This window comes from Proluteimonas luteida, assembly GCF_021191695.1.
Taxonomy (GTDB): Bacteria; Pseudomonadota; Gammaproteobacteria; order Xanthomonadales; family Xanthomonadaceae; genus Luteimonas; species Luteimonas luteida.
The window spans coordinates 36,118-52,977 of the sequence record NZ_JAIWPT010000017.1 but is presented as its reverse complement, the minus strand read 5'-3'; the positions used below and the strand labels follow the sequence as shown (position 1 = coordinate 52,977).

Sequence of the window (16,860 nt, the reverse complement as noted above, 5' to 3'; positions counted from 1 at the left end):
CGACCGCAGGCCGACTCCGCATGCGCGATGCTCCGGCGGGAGCATGCGGCGGTGGAATATCCTAGGCGCACGCCCTGCCCCCGGAAGCCCCATGAAGATCGTCGAAGTCGCCCATCCCCTCGTCCAGCACAAGCTCGGCCTGATGCGCCGCGCCGACAACAGCACCAAGACCTTCCGCGAACTGTCGGCCGAGGTCGCCACGCTGCTGACCTACGAGGCCACGTCGGACCTGGAGACCGAGGACGCGACCGTCGAGGGCTGGGCCGGGCCGGTGCGGGTGCGCCGCATCAAGGGCCGCAAGATCACCCTGGTACCGATCCTGCGCGCCGGCATCGGCATGCTGCCGGGCGTGCTGGAGTTGATTCCTGCGGCCAAGGTCAGCGTGGTCGGCATCAAGCGCGACGAGCAGTCGCTCCAGGCCGTGCCCTATTACGAGAACCTGGTCGGCGACATGGCCGACCGCACCGCGCTGATCCTCGATCCGATGCTGGCCACCGGCGGCACCCTGATCGCCACCGTCGACATGCTCAAGGCCGCCGGCGCGGCGCGCATCAAGGGCCTGTTCCTGGTCGCCGCGCCCGAGGGCCTGCGCGCGCTCGAAGCCGCGCATCCGGACGTCGAGGTCTACACCGCCTCGATCGACGAGCGCCTCAACGACCGGGGCTACATCCTGCCCGGCCTCGGCGACGCCGGCGACAAGATCTTCGGCACCCGCGTCGATTGAACCAGCGGCGGGTCGAGACCCGCCCTACACGTCCCCGGCAGAACCGTAGGGTGGGTCTCGACCCGCCAATACGAATGGATCAGCGCGACTGTCTGGCCCGCAGCATCGTCGGCCGTTCGCCGAAATCGCCGGTGCCTTCGAACGTGCCCGCCCAGTCGGCCGGAAGATCGCCCCGGCGGACATCGCGATGGAAGCTGGAATATGGCCAGTCCCGCACACGTGTGACGTACCCGTGCTTGACCGGATTGAAGTGGATGTAGTCCACATGCGCGGCGAGGTCGCGTTCGTCACGGACCAGGTGTTCCCAATAGCGCCGCTGCCAGATGCCACGCTCCCCCTTGCTCATCCGCCTTGCGCAGCGCCTTTCGGCGGGCGGCAGGTCGCGGGAGAACAGCGACTTGATGTGCCGCCAGCGGGTCGCATTGTCGGCATCGCCGCGCGGCAGACGCCACACGCAGTGCAGGTGCTCTGGCAATACCACGACGGCAACCGGATCGAACGGACGCGCCGACTGCGCCAGGCGGAATGCCACGCGCAGCACATCGATATGTTCGACAAGCAGCCGCGTGTCGCGGTCGAGCAGGTTGACGGTGAAGAAATAGGTGCCGCCGGGCAACCACACGCGTCGATAGGTGGACATGCACGAAGCTTGCGGCTCCGTCGCAGCGAGCGATGTCGGCGATCGCCCTGCTTGTGCGTAGGGAATCGGCGTGACGGGTCGAGACCCGCCAGCGCGTTTCCGATCAGACCAGCAACGCGCCGGCCGCGAACCGCCAGATGCCGACCGCGGCCATCGCCAGCAACGTCGCGAAGGTCAGCAGCGCGCCGATGAAGCGCCCGGAGGAATAACCGGCCGAGCCGCCGAGGCCGATCGCGTGCAGCACCCGCGCCAGCAGCAGGACGATGCCGAACGTCCACAACAGCGTCGTCGCCACGGCCGCCAGTTCCAGCAGCGCCAGCATCAGCAGTGCCAGCGGCACGTACTCGCCGAAGTTGCCGTGCACGCGGATCTTGCGCGTGAGCGCCGGGTCGCCGCCGGTGCCGATGCCGACCTTGTGGGCATTGCGATGCAGCACCACGCGCAACGACAGCGCCAGATACAGCACCACGTGCAGCGAGGCGACCAGCAGCGAGATGCGCGGCGTCATGGTGCCGGCCCCGTATCCACGGCCGGCTCGACCTTCGCTTCGCCGACAGGATTGCGTGGATCGCTGCCGCCGCTCAGGGTGCCGTCGGCGCGGTTCCACAGCACCGTCTGCAGGTTGCCCCAGACATGACTGGAGCCACGGCCGCCGGCCGCGGTTTCGCCGGGAAGGTCGACCACGTGCCCCAGCGCGCGCAGCTGCGCGGCGGTCTGTGGCGAGAAGGCATCGGATTCGGCCGAGATCGTGTCCGGCATCCACTGGTGGTGGTAGCGCGGCAGCGCGGCGACGGCCTGTGCGTCCAGCCCGGCGTCGTAGCCGAGGATGCCCAGCAGCACCATCGTGATGATGCGGCTGCCGCCCGGCGTGCCGAGCACGGCCACGCGGTCGTCGGAGACGAGGAACGTCGGCGTCATCGAACTCAGCGGCCGCTTGCCGGGCCTGGGCGCATTGGCATCGAAGCCCATCACGCCGAACGCGTTCGGCACGCCCGGCTGCAGCGCGAAATCGTCCATCTCGTTGTTCAGCAGCACGCCGGTGCCCGGAGCGACCAGGCCGGAACCGAACAGCAGGTTCACCGTCTGGGTGACCGCGGCGCGGTTGCCGGCGGCGTCGACGATCGAGAAATGCGTGGTCTCCTCGTCCTCGAGCGGCGTCGGGTCGCCCGACAGCAGGTCGCTCGGCGTCGCCTTCGCCGGATTGATCGTCGCGCGCAGGCCGGCGGCATAGTCGCGGCTGGTCAGCAGCCGCTGCGGCACCTGCACGAAGTCCGGATCGCCGAGGTAGAACGTGCGGTCGCGGAACGCGCGGCGCATCGACTCGACCACCAGGTGCGTGCGCGCGGCATCCTCCAGCGCGGGCAGGTCCCAGGGCTCGAGGATCTGCAGCATCTGCGCGATGGCGATCCCGCCCGACGACGGCGGCGGCGCGGTGACCACGTCCCAGCCGTGGTAGCGCAGCCGGATCGGCTCGCGCTCGACGACGCGATAGCCCGCGAGATCCTCCGGCTGCCAGCGCCCGCCCTCGGCCGCGACGCCCGCGACCAGCCGGTCGGCGACATCGCCGCGATAGAAGCCGTCGAAGCCGTGCTCGGCCAGCAGCCGCAGCGTGCGTGCCAGGTCCGGCTGGCGGAACAGGTCGCCCTCCTCCGGCGCGCGGCCATTGGCCAGGAACACCGCGCGGGTACCGGGGTAGCGTTCCATCACCGCGCGCCGCGACTGGTAGCCGCGCGCGAACCGCGCATAGACCGGGAAGCCGTGCTCGGCGATGCGGATCGCCGGCGCCAGCGACTGCGCCAGCGGCAACTGGCCGTAGGTGTCGGCGATGTGCACGAACGCGGCCGGCAATCCCGGGATGCCCGCAGACCAGGGCCCGTTCTCGGCGCGGTCGCGGTCGAAGCCGCCGTCGGCGCTCAGGTAGTTGTCGGACGAGGCCGATGCCGGCGCGGTCTCGCGCGCGTCGATGAACACGTCGCGACCGGTCCTGGCGTCGTGCAGCAGGAAAAAGCCGCCGCCACCGAGGCCCGACGAGATCGGTTCGACCACCGACAGCACCGCCGAGGTCGCGATCGCCGCGTCGAAGGCGTTGCCGCCCTCGCGCATCACCTGCAATCCGGCCTCGGTCGCCAGCGCGTGCGCCGAGGCGACCGCATTGCCCGGCGGCGTCTGCGCGGACAGTTGCGGGGTCGGCGTGGATGCCGGACGCACATCGCGGGCGCACGACGGCGCGACCACCAGCAACAGGCCGAGCAGCAGGCCCGGAAGGAGGTTGGAGGCGAAGCGCGTGCGGATCATGGCGATTCCTGCTGCAGGCGGAACAGCTTGGCCAGCAGCTGCTCGCGGGTTTCGGGGATGTCGGGATCGGGGTCGATGCACTCGACCGGGCAGACGACCACGCACTGCGGTTCGTCGAAATGCCCGACGCACTCGGTGCAGCGCGCCGGATCGATGACGTAGATCTCCTCGCCCTGCGATATCGCCTGGTTCGGGCAGGCCGGCTCGCAGACGTCGCAGTTGACGCAGAGCGCGTTGATCTTCAGTGACATGCGCGCATTGTAGTGGCTGGCCCGCCGTGCCGGCGTTCCACCAGTGGAACCGCACGCGCCCGCGCGCGCGACCCGCCGGTGGGCCGGGGCCGCAAACGGAACCGCCACCGTGCACAGGCACGGTGGCGGCGGGGACTGCGGTGCGGCCCGGACCGGGCCGGCGCGGCGGTTACTTGGTGGTGTCGACGAACACGTACTCGACGCCGGCCGGCTCGACCGCGGCCTTGACCCGGTCGTTGTCCGCGGGCTCGCCGACGAACAGCACGCGCACGCCCTTCATGCTGCCGGCGGGCACTTCGGTGAACGAGGCCACGGTCAGGTTGGCGGTGCGCGCCGAATCCAGGCCCGCGAAGATCAGCAGGTTGCCACGGGTGATGCCGCGCGAGACGTCGGTCTTGGCCTTGTCCAGCAGGCGCTCGTAGGCGCCGTCGACCGCGGTCGAGAGCTCGGGCCCCGTGTCGCCTTCCGCCGGCGTCGCGGTTTCCTCGGGCTGCGCGTCGACGGCCGCTGCTTCCGGCGGCGGCACCAGGTAGACGTATGGCGAGTTGTTGACGCCTTCCATGTGGCGACCGGCCAGGTCGTTGAGGAAGGTGGTCCACTCGGTGCGATCGTCGGTCTGCGGCACCGCGACCGGCGCGGCCTCGACCTTCTGCGGCTCTTCCTTGTTGCAGGCGACGATCGGCATGACCAGGCAGGCGATCAGCAGCGCGCGGGTGATGGACTTCATGGGATTTCCCTCTTGTTTCCTGTTGGTGTGTGCAACGTCAGCGTTGCGTCTGTTTGCGCAGTGCGCGATCGACCGCGGCGGGCACGAAGCCCGACACGTCGCCGCCGAGGCGCGAGATCTCGCGCACCAGCGTGGAGGAGATGAAGCCGTACTGCTCGGCCGGGGTCAGGAACAGGGTCTCGACATCGGGAATCAGATGCCGGTTCATGCTGGCCAGCTGGAACTCGTACTCGAAGTCCGACACCGCGCGCAGCCCGCGCAGCAGCACGCCGCCGCCGACCTTGTCGACGAAATGCGCGAGCAGCGAATCGAAGCCGATGACCTCGACGTTGCGATGGTGGGCCAGCGCCTGGCTGGCCAGGTCGACGCGTTCCTCCAGGGTCATCGCCGGGCGCTTGGCCGGGCTTTCGGCAATGCCGACGATCAGCTTCTGGAACAGCGGCGCCGCACGGTCGACCAGGTCGACGTGGCCGTTGGTGATGGGATCGAAGGTGCCGGGATAGACCGCGATGCGGTTGCGGATCGCACTCATGGCTGGCGTTCGCTGTCCGGGGCGTGATGGCGCGGGGATTGTAGCAGCGCGCCGTGGCGGCGCGATGCCGCTGCCGGACGCCCGGTCAGCCGATCCGCCGGTACAGCGCGTTGTGGCTTTCGCGGGCCCGCAGCTCCCGGTGCAGCTGCCAGCCCGGACCGGGCACTGCCGGCCGCTCCGCAGGCGATTCCAGGTACAGCCAGGCATCGGCCTGCAGCACCGCGGGCAATGCCGCGAGCACGGCCGGCCACAACGCGTCGGCGAACGGCGGATCGACGAAGGCGATGTCGAAGGGGGGACTGCCGGGAAGCGTGCTGCCGGCCGGCCCGGCCAGCAGCTGCAGCGCATCGCCGCGCCGGACCTCGACCGCCTCGCCGCCCGGCAGGCGCGCGGCGGTCGCGGCCAGCGCCGCGGCCAAGGCCGGGTCGCGTTCGACCAGCAGCGCACTGCGCGCGCCGCGCGAGACCGCCTCCAGGCCCAGCGCGCCGGTACCCGCGAACAGGTCCAGCACGCGCGCCCCCGGCAACACCGGCTGCAGCCAGTTGAACAGGGTCTCGCGGGCACGGTCGGAGGTCGGCCGCAGGCCGCGCACGTCCGGCACGTCGAGCCGGGTGCCGCGCCACTGGCCGCCGATGATGCGGACCTTGCCGGGCGCGGTTTTCATCGGCGCCCCGCTGCACGGGAGCTTGAAAAGGCGGGTGCTACCATGCGCGCATTCTCCCCCATCCAGACTCCGACGGCCGCATGGTCAGCTGGTTCAAGCGCGAAAAACCCCAATCCGACAGCGGCCGGCGCCGTCTCAGCGACGAGGAAATCGCCGCCGCGTTCGGCCCGCCCGAGGCTGCGCCGCAGCCCGTGCCGCCGGCCGTCCCGGCAGCGGATCCGACAGCAGATACCGCCGGCGGGCCGGTGCCCGTGCCTGCCGCGGCAGACGCGGGCCACGTGCAGGTCGAAGCCGAAGCCGCGCCCGCATCATCGAGCGCCACGCCCGCCACGCAGCCCGCACCGGTCCAGCCCGCCTCCGCGCCCGCCGCGAAGCCTGCCTTCGTCGATCCGGCCGCGGCGATGGCCGAGGTCGTGTTCGCCAGCAGCCTGCCGCCGGCCCCGGCCGGCAAGTCCGGCTGGCGCGAGCGCCTGCGCGGCAGCACCTTCGCACGCAGCTTCGGCGGCCTGTTCTCGCGCAATCCCAGGCTCGACGACGACCTGCTCGACGAGATCGAGACCGCGCTGCTGACCGCCGACGTCGGCGTCAGCGCGACCACGCACCTGGTCGAGAACCTGCGCAAACGCATGAAGGCGCGCGAGTTCGCCGATGCGCAGGCGCTGCTGACCTCGCTGCGCGGTGACCTGATCGCGATGCTGCAGCCGGTCGCGCAGCCGCTGGTCATCGACCCGGCCGCGCGTCCGTTCGTGATCCTGACCGTCGGCGTCAACGGCGTCGGCAAGACCACGACGATCGGCAAGCTGGCCAAGCGTTTCAAGGACGAGGGCCACGGCCTGATGCTGGCCGCCGGCGACACCTTCCGCGCCGCCGCCGTCGCCCAGCTCAAGGCCTGGGGCGAGCGCAACGGCGTCGCCGTCGTCGCCCAGGGCCAGGACGCCGATCCGGCCTCGGTCGCGTTCGACGCGCTGCAGGCGGCGAAGGCGCGCGGCACCGACGTGCTGATCGCCGACACTGCCGGGCGCCTGCACACCCAGCAGGGCCTGATGGCGGAACTGGGCAAGATCCGTCGCGTGCTCGGCAAGATCGACGCGTCCGCGCCGCACGAGGTGCTGATGGTCATCGACGGCACCACCGGCCAGAACGCGCTGTCGCAGCTGCGCCAGTTCAATGCCGTGGCCCAGGTCACCGGCCTGGTCGTGACCAAGCTCGACGGCACCGCCAAGGGCGGCGTGGTGTTCGCACTCGCGCGCGAGTTCGGCATCCCGATCCGGTTCGCCGGCATCGGCGAACGGCCTGAAGACCTGCGCGTGTTCGACGCCGAGGCCTTCGTCGACGCGATGCTGCCGGAGACGCTGGGCGCGTGAACGCGGCGGATCCGGCGCCGGCACCAGCGCCGGCGTTGCCGCGCCGGCGCTGGTGGCGCCTGCTGCTCGTCGTCCTGGCCTGCCTGCTCGTCGCGGCGCTGGCGGTGCGCGTGCTGCTGCCGCCCGAGCGCGCACTGCGCCTGATCCTGTCGTCGCTGGAGCCCACGCTGGGCCTGCGGATCGAGTTCGACGGCAAGGTCGACTACCGCCTGCGCGGCACGCCGCAACTGGTGGTACGCGACGTCACCGCGCGCATGCCCGGAGAGTCCACGCCGCTGCTGCGCGCCGAGCGCGCGCTGCTGTCGCTGCCGTGGAAGACGATCCGCAGCCGCGGCCGCGACCTGGAAATCGGCCGGGTCGAACTCGACGCCCCGCACGTGCACCTGCCGACGCTGCTGCGCTGGCTCGACGCGCGCCCGCCGGGCGACGGCAAACTGCCTGCGTTCACCAATGGCCTGCGCGTGGTGCGCGGCCGCATCGATGCCGATGGCTGGCATGTCGACGACATCGACCTCGATCTGCCGTCGCTGCATGCCGACCGTCCGCTCGACGCGCGCATCGCCGGCACTGCCGTCACCGATGCGCTGCGCGTACCGTTCCGCCTGCGCGTGCGCAGCGACCGCGTGGTCGATGCCCGCGAATTCGGCGCCGTCGGCACGCTGTCTGTCGAGACCGGCGACGGCCGCCTGCAGGCCACCGTGCAGGCGGACGCCACGCGCGCCGACACCGCATCGGGCCTGCGGCTGTCGCCGCTGCGGATCGCCGGTGACGCGCGCTGGCGCAGCGGCGACACCGACCTGCCGTTCGCACTCGGCCTGCATGGCGACCTGACGGTCGATGGCGGCGTCGTACGTGTCGCACCCGCGGGCATCGCCGTCCGCGCCGATGGAGTGGTGCCGACGCTGGCCGCAGGCGGCGCGATCGTCTTCGACCGACAACTCGTCCTCGCCCTCGACGGCCAGCTGCCGCACTGGCCCGAGGCTTGGCCGGCGCTGCCGTCACCGCTGGGCGATTCCGACGCACCGTTGCCGTTCGCGTTGCGTTACGCCGGACCGCCCACGTTCGACGCGCCGATCGGGCTGAAACTCTCGCATGCGGGCGCCAGTTTCGACGGCAGCGCGCGCATCGCCGACCTGGTCGCCTGGCTCGATACCGGCGAAGACGGCTCGCCGCTGCCGCCGCTGCGCGGCACGCTGCGGGCCGAGCGCATCGAGATGTCCGGCGTGCGGCTGGAAGGCATCGAGATCGAGTTCGACGACGGCGGCGACGATGGCGATGTTCCCGCCGCGCCTGCGGCCAGACCATGAGCACCGCCGCACCCGACTACGCGACCCGCGTGCTGGCGTGGTTCGACGTCAACGGTCGCCACGACCTGCCATGGCAGCACCCGCGCACGCCCTACCGGGTGTGGCTGTCGGAGATCATGCTGCAGCAGACCCAAGTCCGCGTCGTCATCCCCTACTTCGAGCGTTTCGTCGCCGCGCTGCCGGACGTGCGCGCGCTCGCGGCCGCGCCGCTCGACGAGGTGCTCGCCCTGTGGTCGGGCCTGGGCTACTACGCCCGCGCGCGCAACCTGCACGCGGCCGCGCAGCGCTGCGTCGCGCTGCACGGCGGCGACCTGCCGCGCGACTTCGACGCCCTGCTCGCCCTGCCCGGCATCGGCCGCAGCACCGCCGGCGCGATCCTGTCGCAGGCCTGGGGCGACCGCTTCGCGATCCTCGACGGCAACGTCAAGCGGGTACTCGCGCGCCACCACGGCATTGCCGGCTGGCCCGGCCTGCCGAAGGTCGAAAAGGCGCTGTGGGCGATCGCCGACACCCTGCTGCCCGGCACGCGCATGGCCGACTACACCCAGGCGCAGATGGATTTCGGCGCGACCCTGTGCACCCGTTTCGACCCGGCCTGCCTGCTGTGCCCGGTCAACGACGACTGCATCGCGTTCGCCGAGGGACGCGTCGGCGAACTGCCGTCTCCGAAACCGAGCAAGGCCCTGCCCGAACGCGAGGCCACGGTGCTGATGCTGGAAGACCGCGCCGGCCGCGTGCTGCTGGTCCGTCGGCCACCGACCGGCATCTGGGCCGCACTGTGGTCGTTGCCGCAGGCCGACACCCACGACGCCGCGCTCGACTGGCTGCGCGCGCATGCGCCCGGCCTCGTCGACGACGTCGATCTCGACACGCCGCGCCGCTGCGCCCCGATCCAGCACGGCTTCACCCATTTCCGCCTGCAGCTGCATCCGCTGCACTGGCGCGGCCTCGCGCCGCGACTGCGCGTGCGCGACAATGACGCCCCCGAAGCCGCCGGCGATTCCCTGCCGGACACGGGACACGCCATGCGCTGGGTCGCACGCGGAGAACTCGCGTCGCTCGGCATTCCCGCCCCGATCCGGACGCTGCTGCAGTCACGCGCCGATCCACAGGACCCCTGACATGAGCCGCAGCGTCTTCTGCGTATACGAACAGCGCGACACCGAGGGCCTCGACTTCGTGCCCTGGCCCGGCGAACTCGGCAAGCGCATCTATGCCGAAATCGGCAAGGCCGCATGGGCCGCATGGCTGGCGCACCAGACCATGCTGATCAACGAGAACCGGCTCTCGCCGCTGGACCCCAAGCACCGCGCCTTCCTCGAGGCGGAGATGCGCAAGTTCCTGTTCGAGGGCGGCACCGAGCGCCCGGCCGGCTACGTGCCCGAAGCCGGCGCCTGATCCTCGACCGGCCGGCTATTCGACCGGCTGCTGCGCTTCGCCTGCCGGCATTTCCAGCGTTGCATCGGCGGGCTGCTCGCGCTCCGCCGAGCGGATCGCCTTCACGTCGAGCGGCCGGATCTGCTGGATGTGGCAGGGAATCGTCGCCCCGGGCCCGGTGTTCCCGGGGATCACCCGGTCGAACCGCGCACTGACCCGGTTCATGTTGCTGGTCACGCCGATCATCGTGGCGAACGGCAGGTCCGGGCAGGGTCCCGACAGATCCAGCAGCCAGGCCTCGCCGGGACGGGTCCAGATCGCGACCGCGCTGTCGCCCAGCGACGTCCAGCCGTTGATCCTGCCGAAATACTGGAAACTGTTGACCGGCGCGCCGGCATTCGCCTCGTACAGCGCGTACTTGTCCTCGCTCGATCCCGAACTGGCACAGCCGCCCAGCAGCGCGACGGCAAGCAGGGCCGACGCCATCAGCGGGCCCGTGCGGCGAGGATGCTTCGATCTCGAATCTGGGCGGAACATGGCCGACTCCTGCGCTTCGCGCATTCTGGATACGCCAGCGATCATGCGCCCGGATCCGGTCAACGGGCAATGAACAGCCGGTGACGTGCCACCGACGGGCAGTCCGCCGCCACGATGCGTACCAGTTCGAACCCGGGAGCGCCCCGGCGCGAACCATCGGCCCGGTTGCAATACCGGCCACGCAGCGGAACTGCGCACAGGCGCCCGGACCGCACCGGTTCTCAACCAAACAGGCCGATCAGCACCTCGTCCCCGCACAGCATGCGCACCCGGACGCCGGTCGGCACCCCGGTGCTCTCGTGGCAGTTGCGCGCGATCTCGCTGGCACGGTGCATCGCCGACAGCTTGTCGATGTTGCGCGCGACCGCATGCTCGGCGATCTGGATGCACCAGCCCGTGTCGTCGGGTTCCACATCGATCAGTGCGCGTTGCATGTCGCCTTTCTCCCCTCTGGCCTGCCGGCATCCGGGATGCCCTTCAGGCCCCGCGCCGATCACCGCAGCATCGCCCGGCCGGCGACAGCGCGCAGTCAGGCGCAGGCGCGCCGGGGTGTAGGAAAAATCCGACATGGGAAACGGAAGGTCGCAGCGGCACAGAATCGTCGACAACGGTCCGACTGGACGACCGATACGAAAAAGCCTGCATCGCTGCAGGCCTCGATCTGTCGCAATGGCGGGGAGGCTATCCAATCAGGCATAAAAATCGCCTGAAAATAGCCTGAAAATTAAACATCTATCCGAAGTTGCCCCCATAGTTGCCCCCATCCAGCTGCCGCTTGAGGCGCAAGCGAAACCTAACAACCGACACCATCACTGGACCCCAAGCCCAAGGCAACACACTTACCCGCAAACCGTTTGACCCTAGCAAACCCTAACATTCCGACCCGGCTGGTCGTTCCTCGAATGTGAGGAACGCTTCTCGGAGCTGACGCCAAAACTGGCGTTTGCCAGTCGGCAGTGCTTCATAGTGGATTCGATCCCGAAACCGTCGCCGTTGGCGATACCGGGAATCCGGTATCGGTCACGAGATGCATGGCTGGGCAGGTGACCTGCACCATCAAGGACTTGGCACGCCCACACCATGTGGATCAACCCGCGTTCCAGGCGGGGTGACAGGGCATCGCCCGCACCTACTTGCGGCGCTTTTCCAGTTCCCCTGTCCGCTGCTGAGCAAGCTCCACTGTGCGTTGCGCCATGCGATTTCGGGTTTCGTTGAGGCCCTCGATCATCTCCGCCTTCGCGGCAGAGCTCAGGGTCCGGTCGGCGGTGACGCGCCGGATGCGCTGGTTGATCACCTTCATCTGTTTGTCCGCGGCCACATACAGGGGGCGCAGGGCTAGACGGTCGTCCCTGCGCAACTCTGCCGCGCGCTCGAGCTCGCCGGCATGTCGCGCCGTGGTGTATGCCGCGTAGAGCTGCTGCACCGCGTCCAGATCGCGGTAATAGCGATTCACGTACTTCGAGCCGGCGCCGCTGGTAGGGCGGACGAAAGCGCCAACCACGGCGAGGTTCTCGGGTCTGGAGAAGTCGTGCGCGGGGTTGGCCGGCATATCAAGCAGGCCGCGGCCGAGCAGGTCCGACACGGCAAGGGCTTGCGTACCGATCCACCCGAAATAGCCCCGCACCATGTGCTCGATCCGCTGCGGCGACACGCCGGTCGCCTTCCCCGCGGCGATCGCGCCGGCGCTGGTGCGCGCGGTGTACCGATCCTCCGGCGGGAGCCGCTCCTGCCCCATGCCGTCGATCGGACGTTCCTGGAAGCTGTTCCAGTTGAATGCCGCCTCCATCGCCGGCCGGAACAGCTGTGGCACCGGATTCATGCTGAGCTGGTCGGACAGGATCGATTTCAGCGTGCCGGCGAAGTCCCGAGCCGTGTAATCGTCGCCGGCAAGCATCAGCTCGGTTCCGCGCTCGACCACGCTGCCCAGCGCGCCGACCTCGAAAGGCTTAGGGATGAACATCGCCTGGTCGGTACCGGGCAGCCGGACCCACCAGTAGGTATCCCGCACCCAGTCGGGCAGCGCGCGGAACTCCTCATCGTCCCGGCTCGCCAGATACAGCGCCGCGGACGCCATCGCCACGGCTCCGGTCACGGCGGTGAAGCGTCGCGGGTCGTCCTTCGCGCCGCGCCCCAGCTTGTGCAGACCCTGCATGCGTGCGTTGAGGAACGGAACGGTCTGGGTCAGGAAGCGGACCGCGGCCCACTTGCCCTGCATGGTGAAGTCGAGCACGTCGCGGGCCGCGTAGCTGGCCTCGAGGTGCGACTTGCCGGCGGCGCGCGCGTGCTCGTAGACCGCTGCACGGTTGATCGTCTCCGCACGGTCGCCGACCTCCTTCCACCATTCCCAGACGCGCGAAAGCGCGGCCGCCGTCTTCGCTTTCGTATCGAGCACCTGGCCGTCAGTCGCGATGCCCGACCGGATCAGCCGCTTCGCGTTCGCCGCCTGGTCGCCATCCAGCAGCGAGCCGAAGCGGATCGCGCCGCCGCCGCCCAGCAGTCGCAGATAGGTGTCACCGCCTGGTCGGGTCGCCTTCCAGCCGTCGACGAGGTTCCGACCGGGGTTGTAGCCCACCGGATTGGACGCGATCACTGACACCGTGTCGCGAATGAGGTTGCGGATCCGGAACGCGGGATCCGAGGTGACGCCGACCGTCAGCGCGCGCTTGAACCACTGCATCGCCTTCATGGCCGGGTTGTTCCATCCCGGGTGATGAAGCATGGTCAGCGCATCGAATACCAGCGGATCGTTCACCGCGTAGTGCACCTGCTGGCCAGCCTTCATTGCCCAGACGGTGCCCTTGCCAGCGGCCTTCGCCGGCGTGGCGACCCCGAGGTCGACAGCCGCGTCCAGCGCGCGCGTGGCGGCCATGTTCTTCATGCTCGCGCTGAGCAGATGCGACCAGTTCGACAGCGTGTTCTGGAGCAGATCGCCCAACGGTTCCGCGCCGCCCTTCAGGCGCTCGAACGCCTGTTGCCGCACCAGCCCGCCCACGGCCGCGCCCGGAGAGACACGGTTCTCACCTTCCATGACGCGGTAGAACGGCACGTAGAAGTCATGCTCCCACTGCGCGCGGTGCTCCGCGTCGATCAACCCTGCCTGCTGCGCGATGTCGAGCATCGACTTCTGATAGCGGTTGAAGGCGCGGTGCGCATCGGCGTAGACCTGCGGCCGGGCACGACCGTCCGCCATCTTCCCGAACTGCAGCCGCTTCAGCGACTCGATTTCCTGGCCGGTGAAGAGATGTTCCCGACCCTCGCCGGCCAGCCGCTCCGCGCGTTTTCCGGCCATCCACGCCAGGAACAGATCCTGCTCGCCACCAAGATCCTGCAGCACGCCCTGCAGGCCCTTGCCGTCCCGCCGCACGTCCAGCGCCCCATCGGTCAGGCGCGGCGGCCCGAAGCGGAAGACCGCCTCCATGGCGCCGTCTGTGCCCTTCGAGAGCCGGGCCTGCATGTACGCGGTTTCGTCCAGCGCCTTGAGTGGTGCGAGCTGGTCGAATGCCCCCTGCACCGCCTTCGCCTGCCAGTTCGCGGTGAGCCGGCGCAGCTTGTCGGGCAGTCCCTCGCGCTGGCGGTGCGTGTCGATCTTGCCGAGCGCCGCCCTCTGGCCATCGTCGAGATGCGCGAAGTCCGCCGCCACCTGCGATACGTCGACCGGTGGCGCTGCTGACGGATCCGGCGCCTGGGAGAAATAGCCCGGCGCGCGCTCGGGTTGACCCTCGCCGACCGGTGCGGCGGGCGATCGCTGCGGCTCTCCACGGTGCAGGACACCATCGGCCTGCCGCAGCAGGTCGCGGAGCTCGGCATCGGAAAACGCCATGTCCGGCAGCCGGCGGCGCAGCAGACCGCGCGCGCCCGCAATCACCCGGCCGATGAGGCGATTGCCCTTGCTCCCGCGCTCGGCCATTACCGCCAGCACCTCGCGGGCCGCAGCCTTGGGATCGTCCAGGACGGTGGGCTGGCTGCGGCGCACCTGGTCGATGGCGGCGCGCACGTCGCGCGTACCGGTGCCCTCGCGGACATGTCGCCCGACCGCTGCGGCGATCGCGCCCCATTCCTTCGTGCCGACCACCTGCTCGACGCCGTAGTGCCCGAGCGCCTCGTGGGCCAGTACCTGCCGGAACCGCTGCGGCGACTCGATCGCGCTGATGTTGAGGAACACCGCCGGCCGGCCCTGCCACGAGCCTTCCGCACGGTCGCCGACCGCCGTGTCCGGCGGCATCCCGGCCGCATCCCGAAGCTCCCCAGCGCTGCGCACCAGCACGACGCGCGGCGCGTTCGGCCCCCAGGTCCGGGTGAACCGTTCCGTGAGCCGCTGTGCCTGATCGAGCGGCAGACCGATGCCAGGCAACTGCGATGCCTCGCCAGCGCCGCCTGCGGCGCCAGCCGGTGCGCGGGGCGGAGATATCGCCGCCGGCGCGACGTCCGGATCGGCGACGGGCACGTCCATCCGACGCGTCGCGGCGCTGCCGGCGTCCGGTGCCAGCCGATACGACAGATCCACCAGATCCGCATCGCGATCGATCTTCCCCAACCGTTCGCGCAGCCGCTTGAGCTGGCCGGCACGACCGACCGCCAAGCGATGGCGCTCCAGTTCGGTGGCGATCTCTGCGCGCCGCGCTTCTAGCCGAGGGATTTCCGCCTGCAGCGGGCGCTCAGCGGCAGGGTCTGCCGGCAGAACATTCCGCTCCCTGCGGCGCCAGTGCTCCCGAATGGTCTTGTCGATACTCGCCCGGTCGTTCTCCAGCGCCTTCCATCGATCCGCATCCAAACGACCGTCGGCCGATGCGTCCGTCAGCGAAGCGATGTGCCGGTCGATGATCTCGGCTGCGGCACCCGCGTCGCGGCGGGGAGGCACAGCTTCTGCAGGAACGCCGGTCGGCACATTCGACCGCGTGTCCATCGCCATGCTGGCCGGCCCAGCCGCGGCCGGCGCGCCTCCAACGCCCCTTAAACGCCCCTTATATGCGCATGCTGCGCCTCAAGCTCGCCTGCACGGATATTCAGCACGTCGCCCGCCGCTCGCCCAAGCGTACCGCTGGTGGCAAGCTCAGCAGCCTGCGCACGCATCGCGTCGGCTTGCGTGGCTACGTCCGGTGACAGCTCGCTGACGGGTACACCAGATGCAGGCCTTGCCCCCCGTGCCACGGGTGGCGCGCCCGCAGCGTCTCCCGTTCCGGGCATTCCCGGAACGCCGGTGCCGGCACCGGCATCCTGCACGGACTGGTCGATACCGGGGCCACCTCCACCTTCCGGACGAGTGGCCGCAGCAGGTCCGTCTGCACGGGGGCTGCCCGATCGGCGCAGCGGCGCGGTCACCGCATAGACCCCGCCAGACATCGCCGCCCCCTGCACCACGCTGTCACGGATGCCTCGGGCGTAATCCTCGCCGGTGTAGTCAGTGCCGAGTATCAACTCGTCGGATGCCATCTGTCCGAGCGTCGTCGGGACCTCGCTCGCCGCGCCTTCCGCTGCTGCAAGCGCGAGCCGCCGTGGCGCCGTCGCGGACGCCTGCTGAAGCATCCTGGTCGCCACGGATTCCCCGAACCGCTTGGCCAGAATGGCCTTGACAGGCGCGAAGCCCCAGCGCGCGATGCCCAACGTCACCGCGTCCATCGTGCCCTCCAGTGTGCCGTGCGCGAGCCCGCTGGCCGTGGCTTGGTCCGGGGTTGCGCCATCGGCCAGCGCCTGGCTGCGCTGCTCCGCTGCGGTACCGGCACCGATCGCCAGGGCGCCCAGGCTGGGGCTACGGGTCGCTACGGCCGCCGCCATCATCGGGGCCGAGCGGGCGATTCCCATCGCGTGGTAACCCGGAGAGCCATCCTCATACCGGTCGACCACCGCCTGCGCCTGGTCATCCGCTGCCGCTCGCCGCTGCGCCGCATGCGCACGATCCCCTTCTGCGTACCGGACCGCCGCCATCGTCGACCCGCTACCGGCCTCGCTCGCCATGTCGCGTTCACGCTCCGCCGCCCACTCGTTCACCGCTGCCAGCGCGCTGCGCGCCCCCGCCGCCATCGATGCCCCGGCATCGCTCAAGTTCTCGCCCAGCATCCGCCCACGCTCGCGGATCGTTTCCAGCAATCCGCCGCCTTCCTTCTGAGCCCGCCCACCCGTCGAATCCGCTGGGCCAACGTCCCGGGACCCCGCGGGCACTGCGGTGGATCTCTGGAAACGGCGCCAGGGGCCACCCGGGGATGCGTCACCGCCCGATGCCGAAGCCGAGTGCGCATTCACCCGTCCTGCGCCGCCGACCGGAGAGGTTGCATCACCGATATTGGCGTCTCTCGGTACAGCAGCCTGGCGCTGGAATCGGGTCCACGGCCCCGCCACCGAGCCCTCCTGCGCTGGCGCCCGGGCCTGTGGTCCGGGACTCGTCGGCTGGGGCGTGGCCGCTGTTTCCAGCTGTGCTGGCGCCTCCGCGAAACGCTGCCATGGTCCC

16 protein-coding genes are annotated in these 16,860 nt (G+C 70.2%); 5 read left to right on the top strand and 11 right to left on the bottom strand.

Annotated elements, in window-relative coordinates; translation table 11 throughout:
* Positions 1 to 91 precede the first annotated feature (91 nt).
* The gene (gene upp / locus LDO26_RS14575; RefSeq protein WP_232131823.1) at positions 92 to 724 is read left to right on the top strand and encodes a uracil phosphoribosyltransferase; all 633 of its coding nucleotides are present in this window, start codon (positions 92 to 94) and stop codon (positions 722 to 724) included.
* A gap of 79 nt (positions 725 to 803) precedes the next feature.
* Here the strand turns inward: upp and LDO26_RS14570 are convergent, their stop codons facing one another.
* From LDO26_RS14570 to rsmD, 7 genes are all read right to left on the bottom strand, one after another.
* On the bottom strand, positions 804 to 1,364 hold the full coding sequence (locus LDO26_RS14570; RefSeq protein WP_435594099.1) for an REP-associated tyrosine transposase: 561 nt from the start codon (positions 1,362 to 1,364) through the stop codon (positions 804 to 806).
* Positions 1,365 to 1,467: 103 nt separating this feature from the next.
* Positions 1,468 to 1,872, bottom strand: a complete 405-nt coding sequence (locus LDO26_RS14565; RefSeq protein ID WP_232131821.1) for an MAPEG family protein — start codon at positions 1,870 to 1,872, stop codon at positions 1,468 to 1,470.
* Positions 1,869 to 3,665, bottom strand: coding sequence for a gamma-glutamyltransferase (gene ggt / locus LDO26_RS14560; RefSeq protein ID WP_435594101.1), 1,797 nt, complete (start codon positions 3,663 to 3,665; stop codon positions 1,869 to 1,871). Before ggt ends, LDO26_RS14565 begins: the two co-directional genes overlap by 4 nt.
* Positions 3,656 to 3,910 carry a YfhL family 4Fe-4S dicluster ferredoxin gene (locus tag LDO26_RS14555; RefSeq protein WP_232131819.1) on the bottom strand — a complete coding sequence of 85 codons (255 nt, stop codon included), beginning with the start codon at positions 3,908 to 3,910 and terminating at the stop codon, positions 3,656 to 3,658. Before LDO26_RS14555 ends, ggt begins: the two co-directional genes overlap by 10 nt.
* Positions 3,911 to 4,079: 169 nt before the next feature.
* The gene (locus LDO26_RS14550) at positions 4,080 to 4,637 is read right to left on the bottom strand and encodes a hypothetical protein (RefSeq protein WP_232131818.1); all 558 of its coding nucleotides are present in this window, start codon (positions 4,635 to 4,637) and stop codon (positions 4,080 to 4,082) included.
* Positions 4,638 to 4,674: 37 nt separating this feature from the next.
* Positions 4,675 to 5,169: a pantetheine-phosphate adenylyltransferase gene (gene coaD / locus LDO26_RS14545; protein ID WP_232131817.1), complete on the bottom strand. Its 495-nt coding sequence runs from the start codon at positions 5,167 to 5,169 to the stop codon at positions 4,675 to 4,677.
* A gap of 85 nt (positions 5,170 to 5,254) precedes the next feature.
* Positions 5,255 to 5,833 (bottom strand): 16S rRNA (guanine(966)-N(2))-methyltransferase RsmD, encoded by a 579-nt coding sequence (gene rsmD / locus LDO26_RS14540; protein WP_232131816.1) that lies wholly within the window; start codon positions 5,831 to 5,833, stop codon positions 5,255 to 5,257.
* Positions 5,834 to 5,913: 80 nt separating this feature from the next.
* On the opposite strand from rsmD, the gene ftsY reads away from it, so the two are divergent.
* From ftsY to LDO26_RS14520, 4 genes are read left to right on the top strand one after another with little or no spacing between them, the layout of a single operon-like run.
* Positions 5,914 to 7,197 carry a signal recognition particle-docking protein FtsY gene (gene ftsY / locus LDO26_RS14535; RefSeq protein ID WP_232131815.1) on the top strand — a complete coding sequence of 428 codons (1,284 nt, stop codon included), beginning with the start codon at positions 5,914 to 5,916 and terminating at the stop codon, positions 7,195 to 7,197.
* Positions 7,194 to 8,504, top strand: a complete 1,311-nt coding sequence (locus tag LDO26_RS14530; RefSeq protein WP_232131814.1) for an AsmA family protein — start codon at positions 7,194 to 7,196, stop codon at positions 8,502 to 8,504. The genes ftsY and LDO26_RS14530 overlap by 4 nt, the downstream gene beginning before the upstream one ends.
* Entirely contained in the window at positions 8,501 to 9,625 is a 1,125-nt protein-coding gene (gene mutY / locus LDO26_RS14525) for an A/G-specific adenine glycosylase (protein ID WP_232131813.1), read from the top strand. Before LDO26_RS14530 ends, mutY begins: the two co-directional genes overlap by 4 nt.
* A 1-nt stretch (position 9,626) precedes the next feature.
* Positions 9,627 to 9,902: an oxidative damage protection protein gene (locus LDO26_RS14520; protein WP_232131812.1), complete on the top strand. Its 276-nt coding sequence runs from the start codon at positions 9,627 to 9,629 to the stop codon at positions 9,900 to 9,902.
* A 15-nt stretch (positions 9,903 to 9,917) separates the two neighbouring features.
* On the opposite strand, the gene LDO26_RS14515 is transcribed toward LDO26_RS14520, so the two are convergent.
* The 4 genes from LDO26_RS14515 to LDO26_RS14500 all read right to left on the bottom strand — a co-directional run bounded on the left by LDO26_RS14515 (position 9,918) and on the right by LDO26_RS14500 (position 16,502).
* Positions 9,918 to 10,367, bottom strand: coding sequence for a DUF6491 family protein (locus tag LDO26_RS14515; protein WP_232131811.1), 450 nt, complete (start codon positions 10,365 to 10,367; stop codon positions 9,918 to 9,920).
* A gap of 272 nt (positions 10,368 to 10,639) precedes the next feature.
* Positions 10,640 to 11,026, bottom strand: coding sequence for a hypothetical protein (locus tag LDO26_RS14510; protein WP_232131810.1), 387 nt, complete (start codon positions 11,024 to 11,026; stop codon positions 10,640 to 10,642).
* A gap of 521 nt (positions 11,027 to 11,547) precedes the next feature.
* On the bottom strand, positions 11,548 to 15,327 hold the full coding sequence (locus LDO26_RS14505; protein WP_232131809.1) for an LPD38 domain-containing protein: 3,780 nt from the start codon (positions 15,325 to 15,327) through the stop codon (positions 11,548 to 11,550).
* A 41-nt stretch (positions 15,328 to 15,368) separates the two neighbouring features.
* A complete protein-coding gene (locus LDO26_RS14500) occupies positions 15,369 to 16,502 on the bottom strand; it encodes a hypothetical protein (protein ID WP_232131808.1) in 1,134 nt (377 codons plus the stop codon).
* Positions 16,503 to 16,860 lie beyond the last annotated feature (358 nt).

Excerpts from the sequence above, each read along its gene's own strand:
- LDO26_RS14570 (WP_435594099.1), bottom strand. The coding sequence starts at position 1,364 with ATGTCCACCTATCGACGCGTGTGGTTGCCCGGCGGCACCTATTTCTTC.
- LDO26_RS14505 (WP_232131809.1), bottom strand. The coding sequence starts at position 15,327 with ATGGCGATGGACACGCGGTCGAATGTGCCGACCGGCGTTCCTGCAGAA.
- LDO26_RS14550 (WP_232131818.1), bottom strand. The coding sequence starts at position 4,637 with ATGAAGTCCATCACCCGCGCGCTGCTGATCGCCTGCCTGGTCATGCCG.
- LDO26_RS14520 (WP_232131812.1), top strand. The coding sequence starts at position 9,627 with ATGAGCCGCAGCGTCTTCTGCGTATACGAACAGCGCGACACCGAGGGC.
- upp (WP_232131823.1), top strand. The coding sequence starts at position 92 with ATGAAGATCGTCGAAGTCGCCCATCCCCTCGTCCAGCACAAGCTCGGC.
- coaD (WP_232131817.1), bottom strand. The coding sequence starts at position 5,169 with ATGAGTGCGATCCGCAACCGCATCGCGGTCTATCCCGGCACCTTCGAT.
- LDO26_RS14555 (WP_232131819.1), bottom strand. The coding sequence starts at position 3,910 with ATGTCACTGAAGATCAACGCGCTCTGCGTCAACTGCGACGTCTGCGAG.
- LDO26_RS14565 (WP_232131821.1), bottom strand. The coding sequence starts at position 1,872 with ATGACGCCGCGCATCTCGCTGCTGGTCGCCTCGCTGCACGTGGTGCTG.
- ftsY (WP_232131815.1), top strand. The coding sequence starts at position 5,914 with ATGGTCAGCTGGTTCAAGCGCGAAAAACCCCAATCCGACAGCGGCCGG.
- mutY (WP_232131813.1), top strand. The coding sequence starts at position 8,501 with ATGAGCACCGCCGCACCCGACTACGCGACCCGCGTGCTGGCGTGGTTC.
- rsmD (WP_232131816.1), bottom strand. The coding sequence starts at position 5,833 with ATGAAAACCGCGCCCGGCAAGGTCCGCATCATCGGCGGCCAGTGGCGC.
- LDO26_RS14515 (WP_232131811.1), bottom strand. The coding sequence starts at position 10,367 with ATGGCGTCGGCCCTGCTTGCCGTCGCGCTGCTGGGCGGCTGTGCCAGT.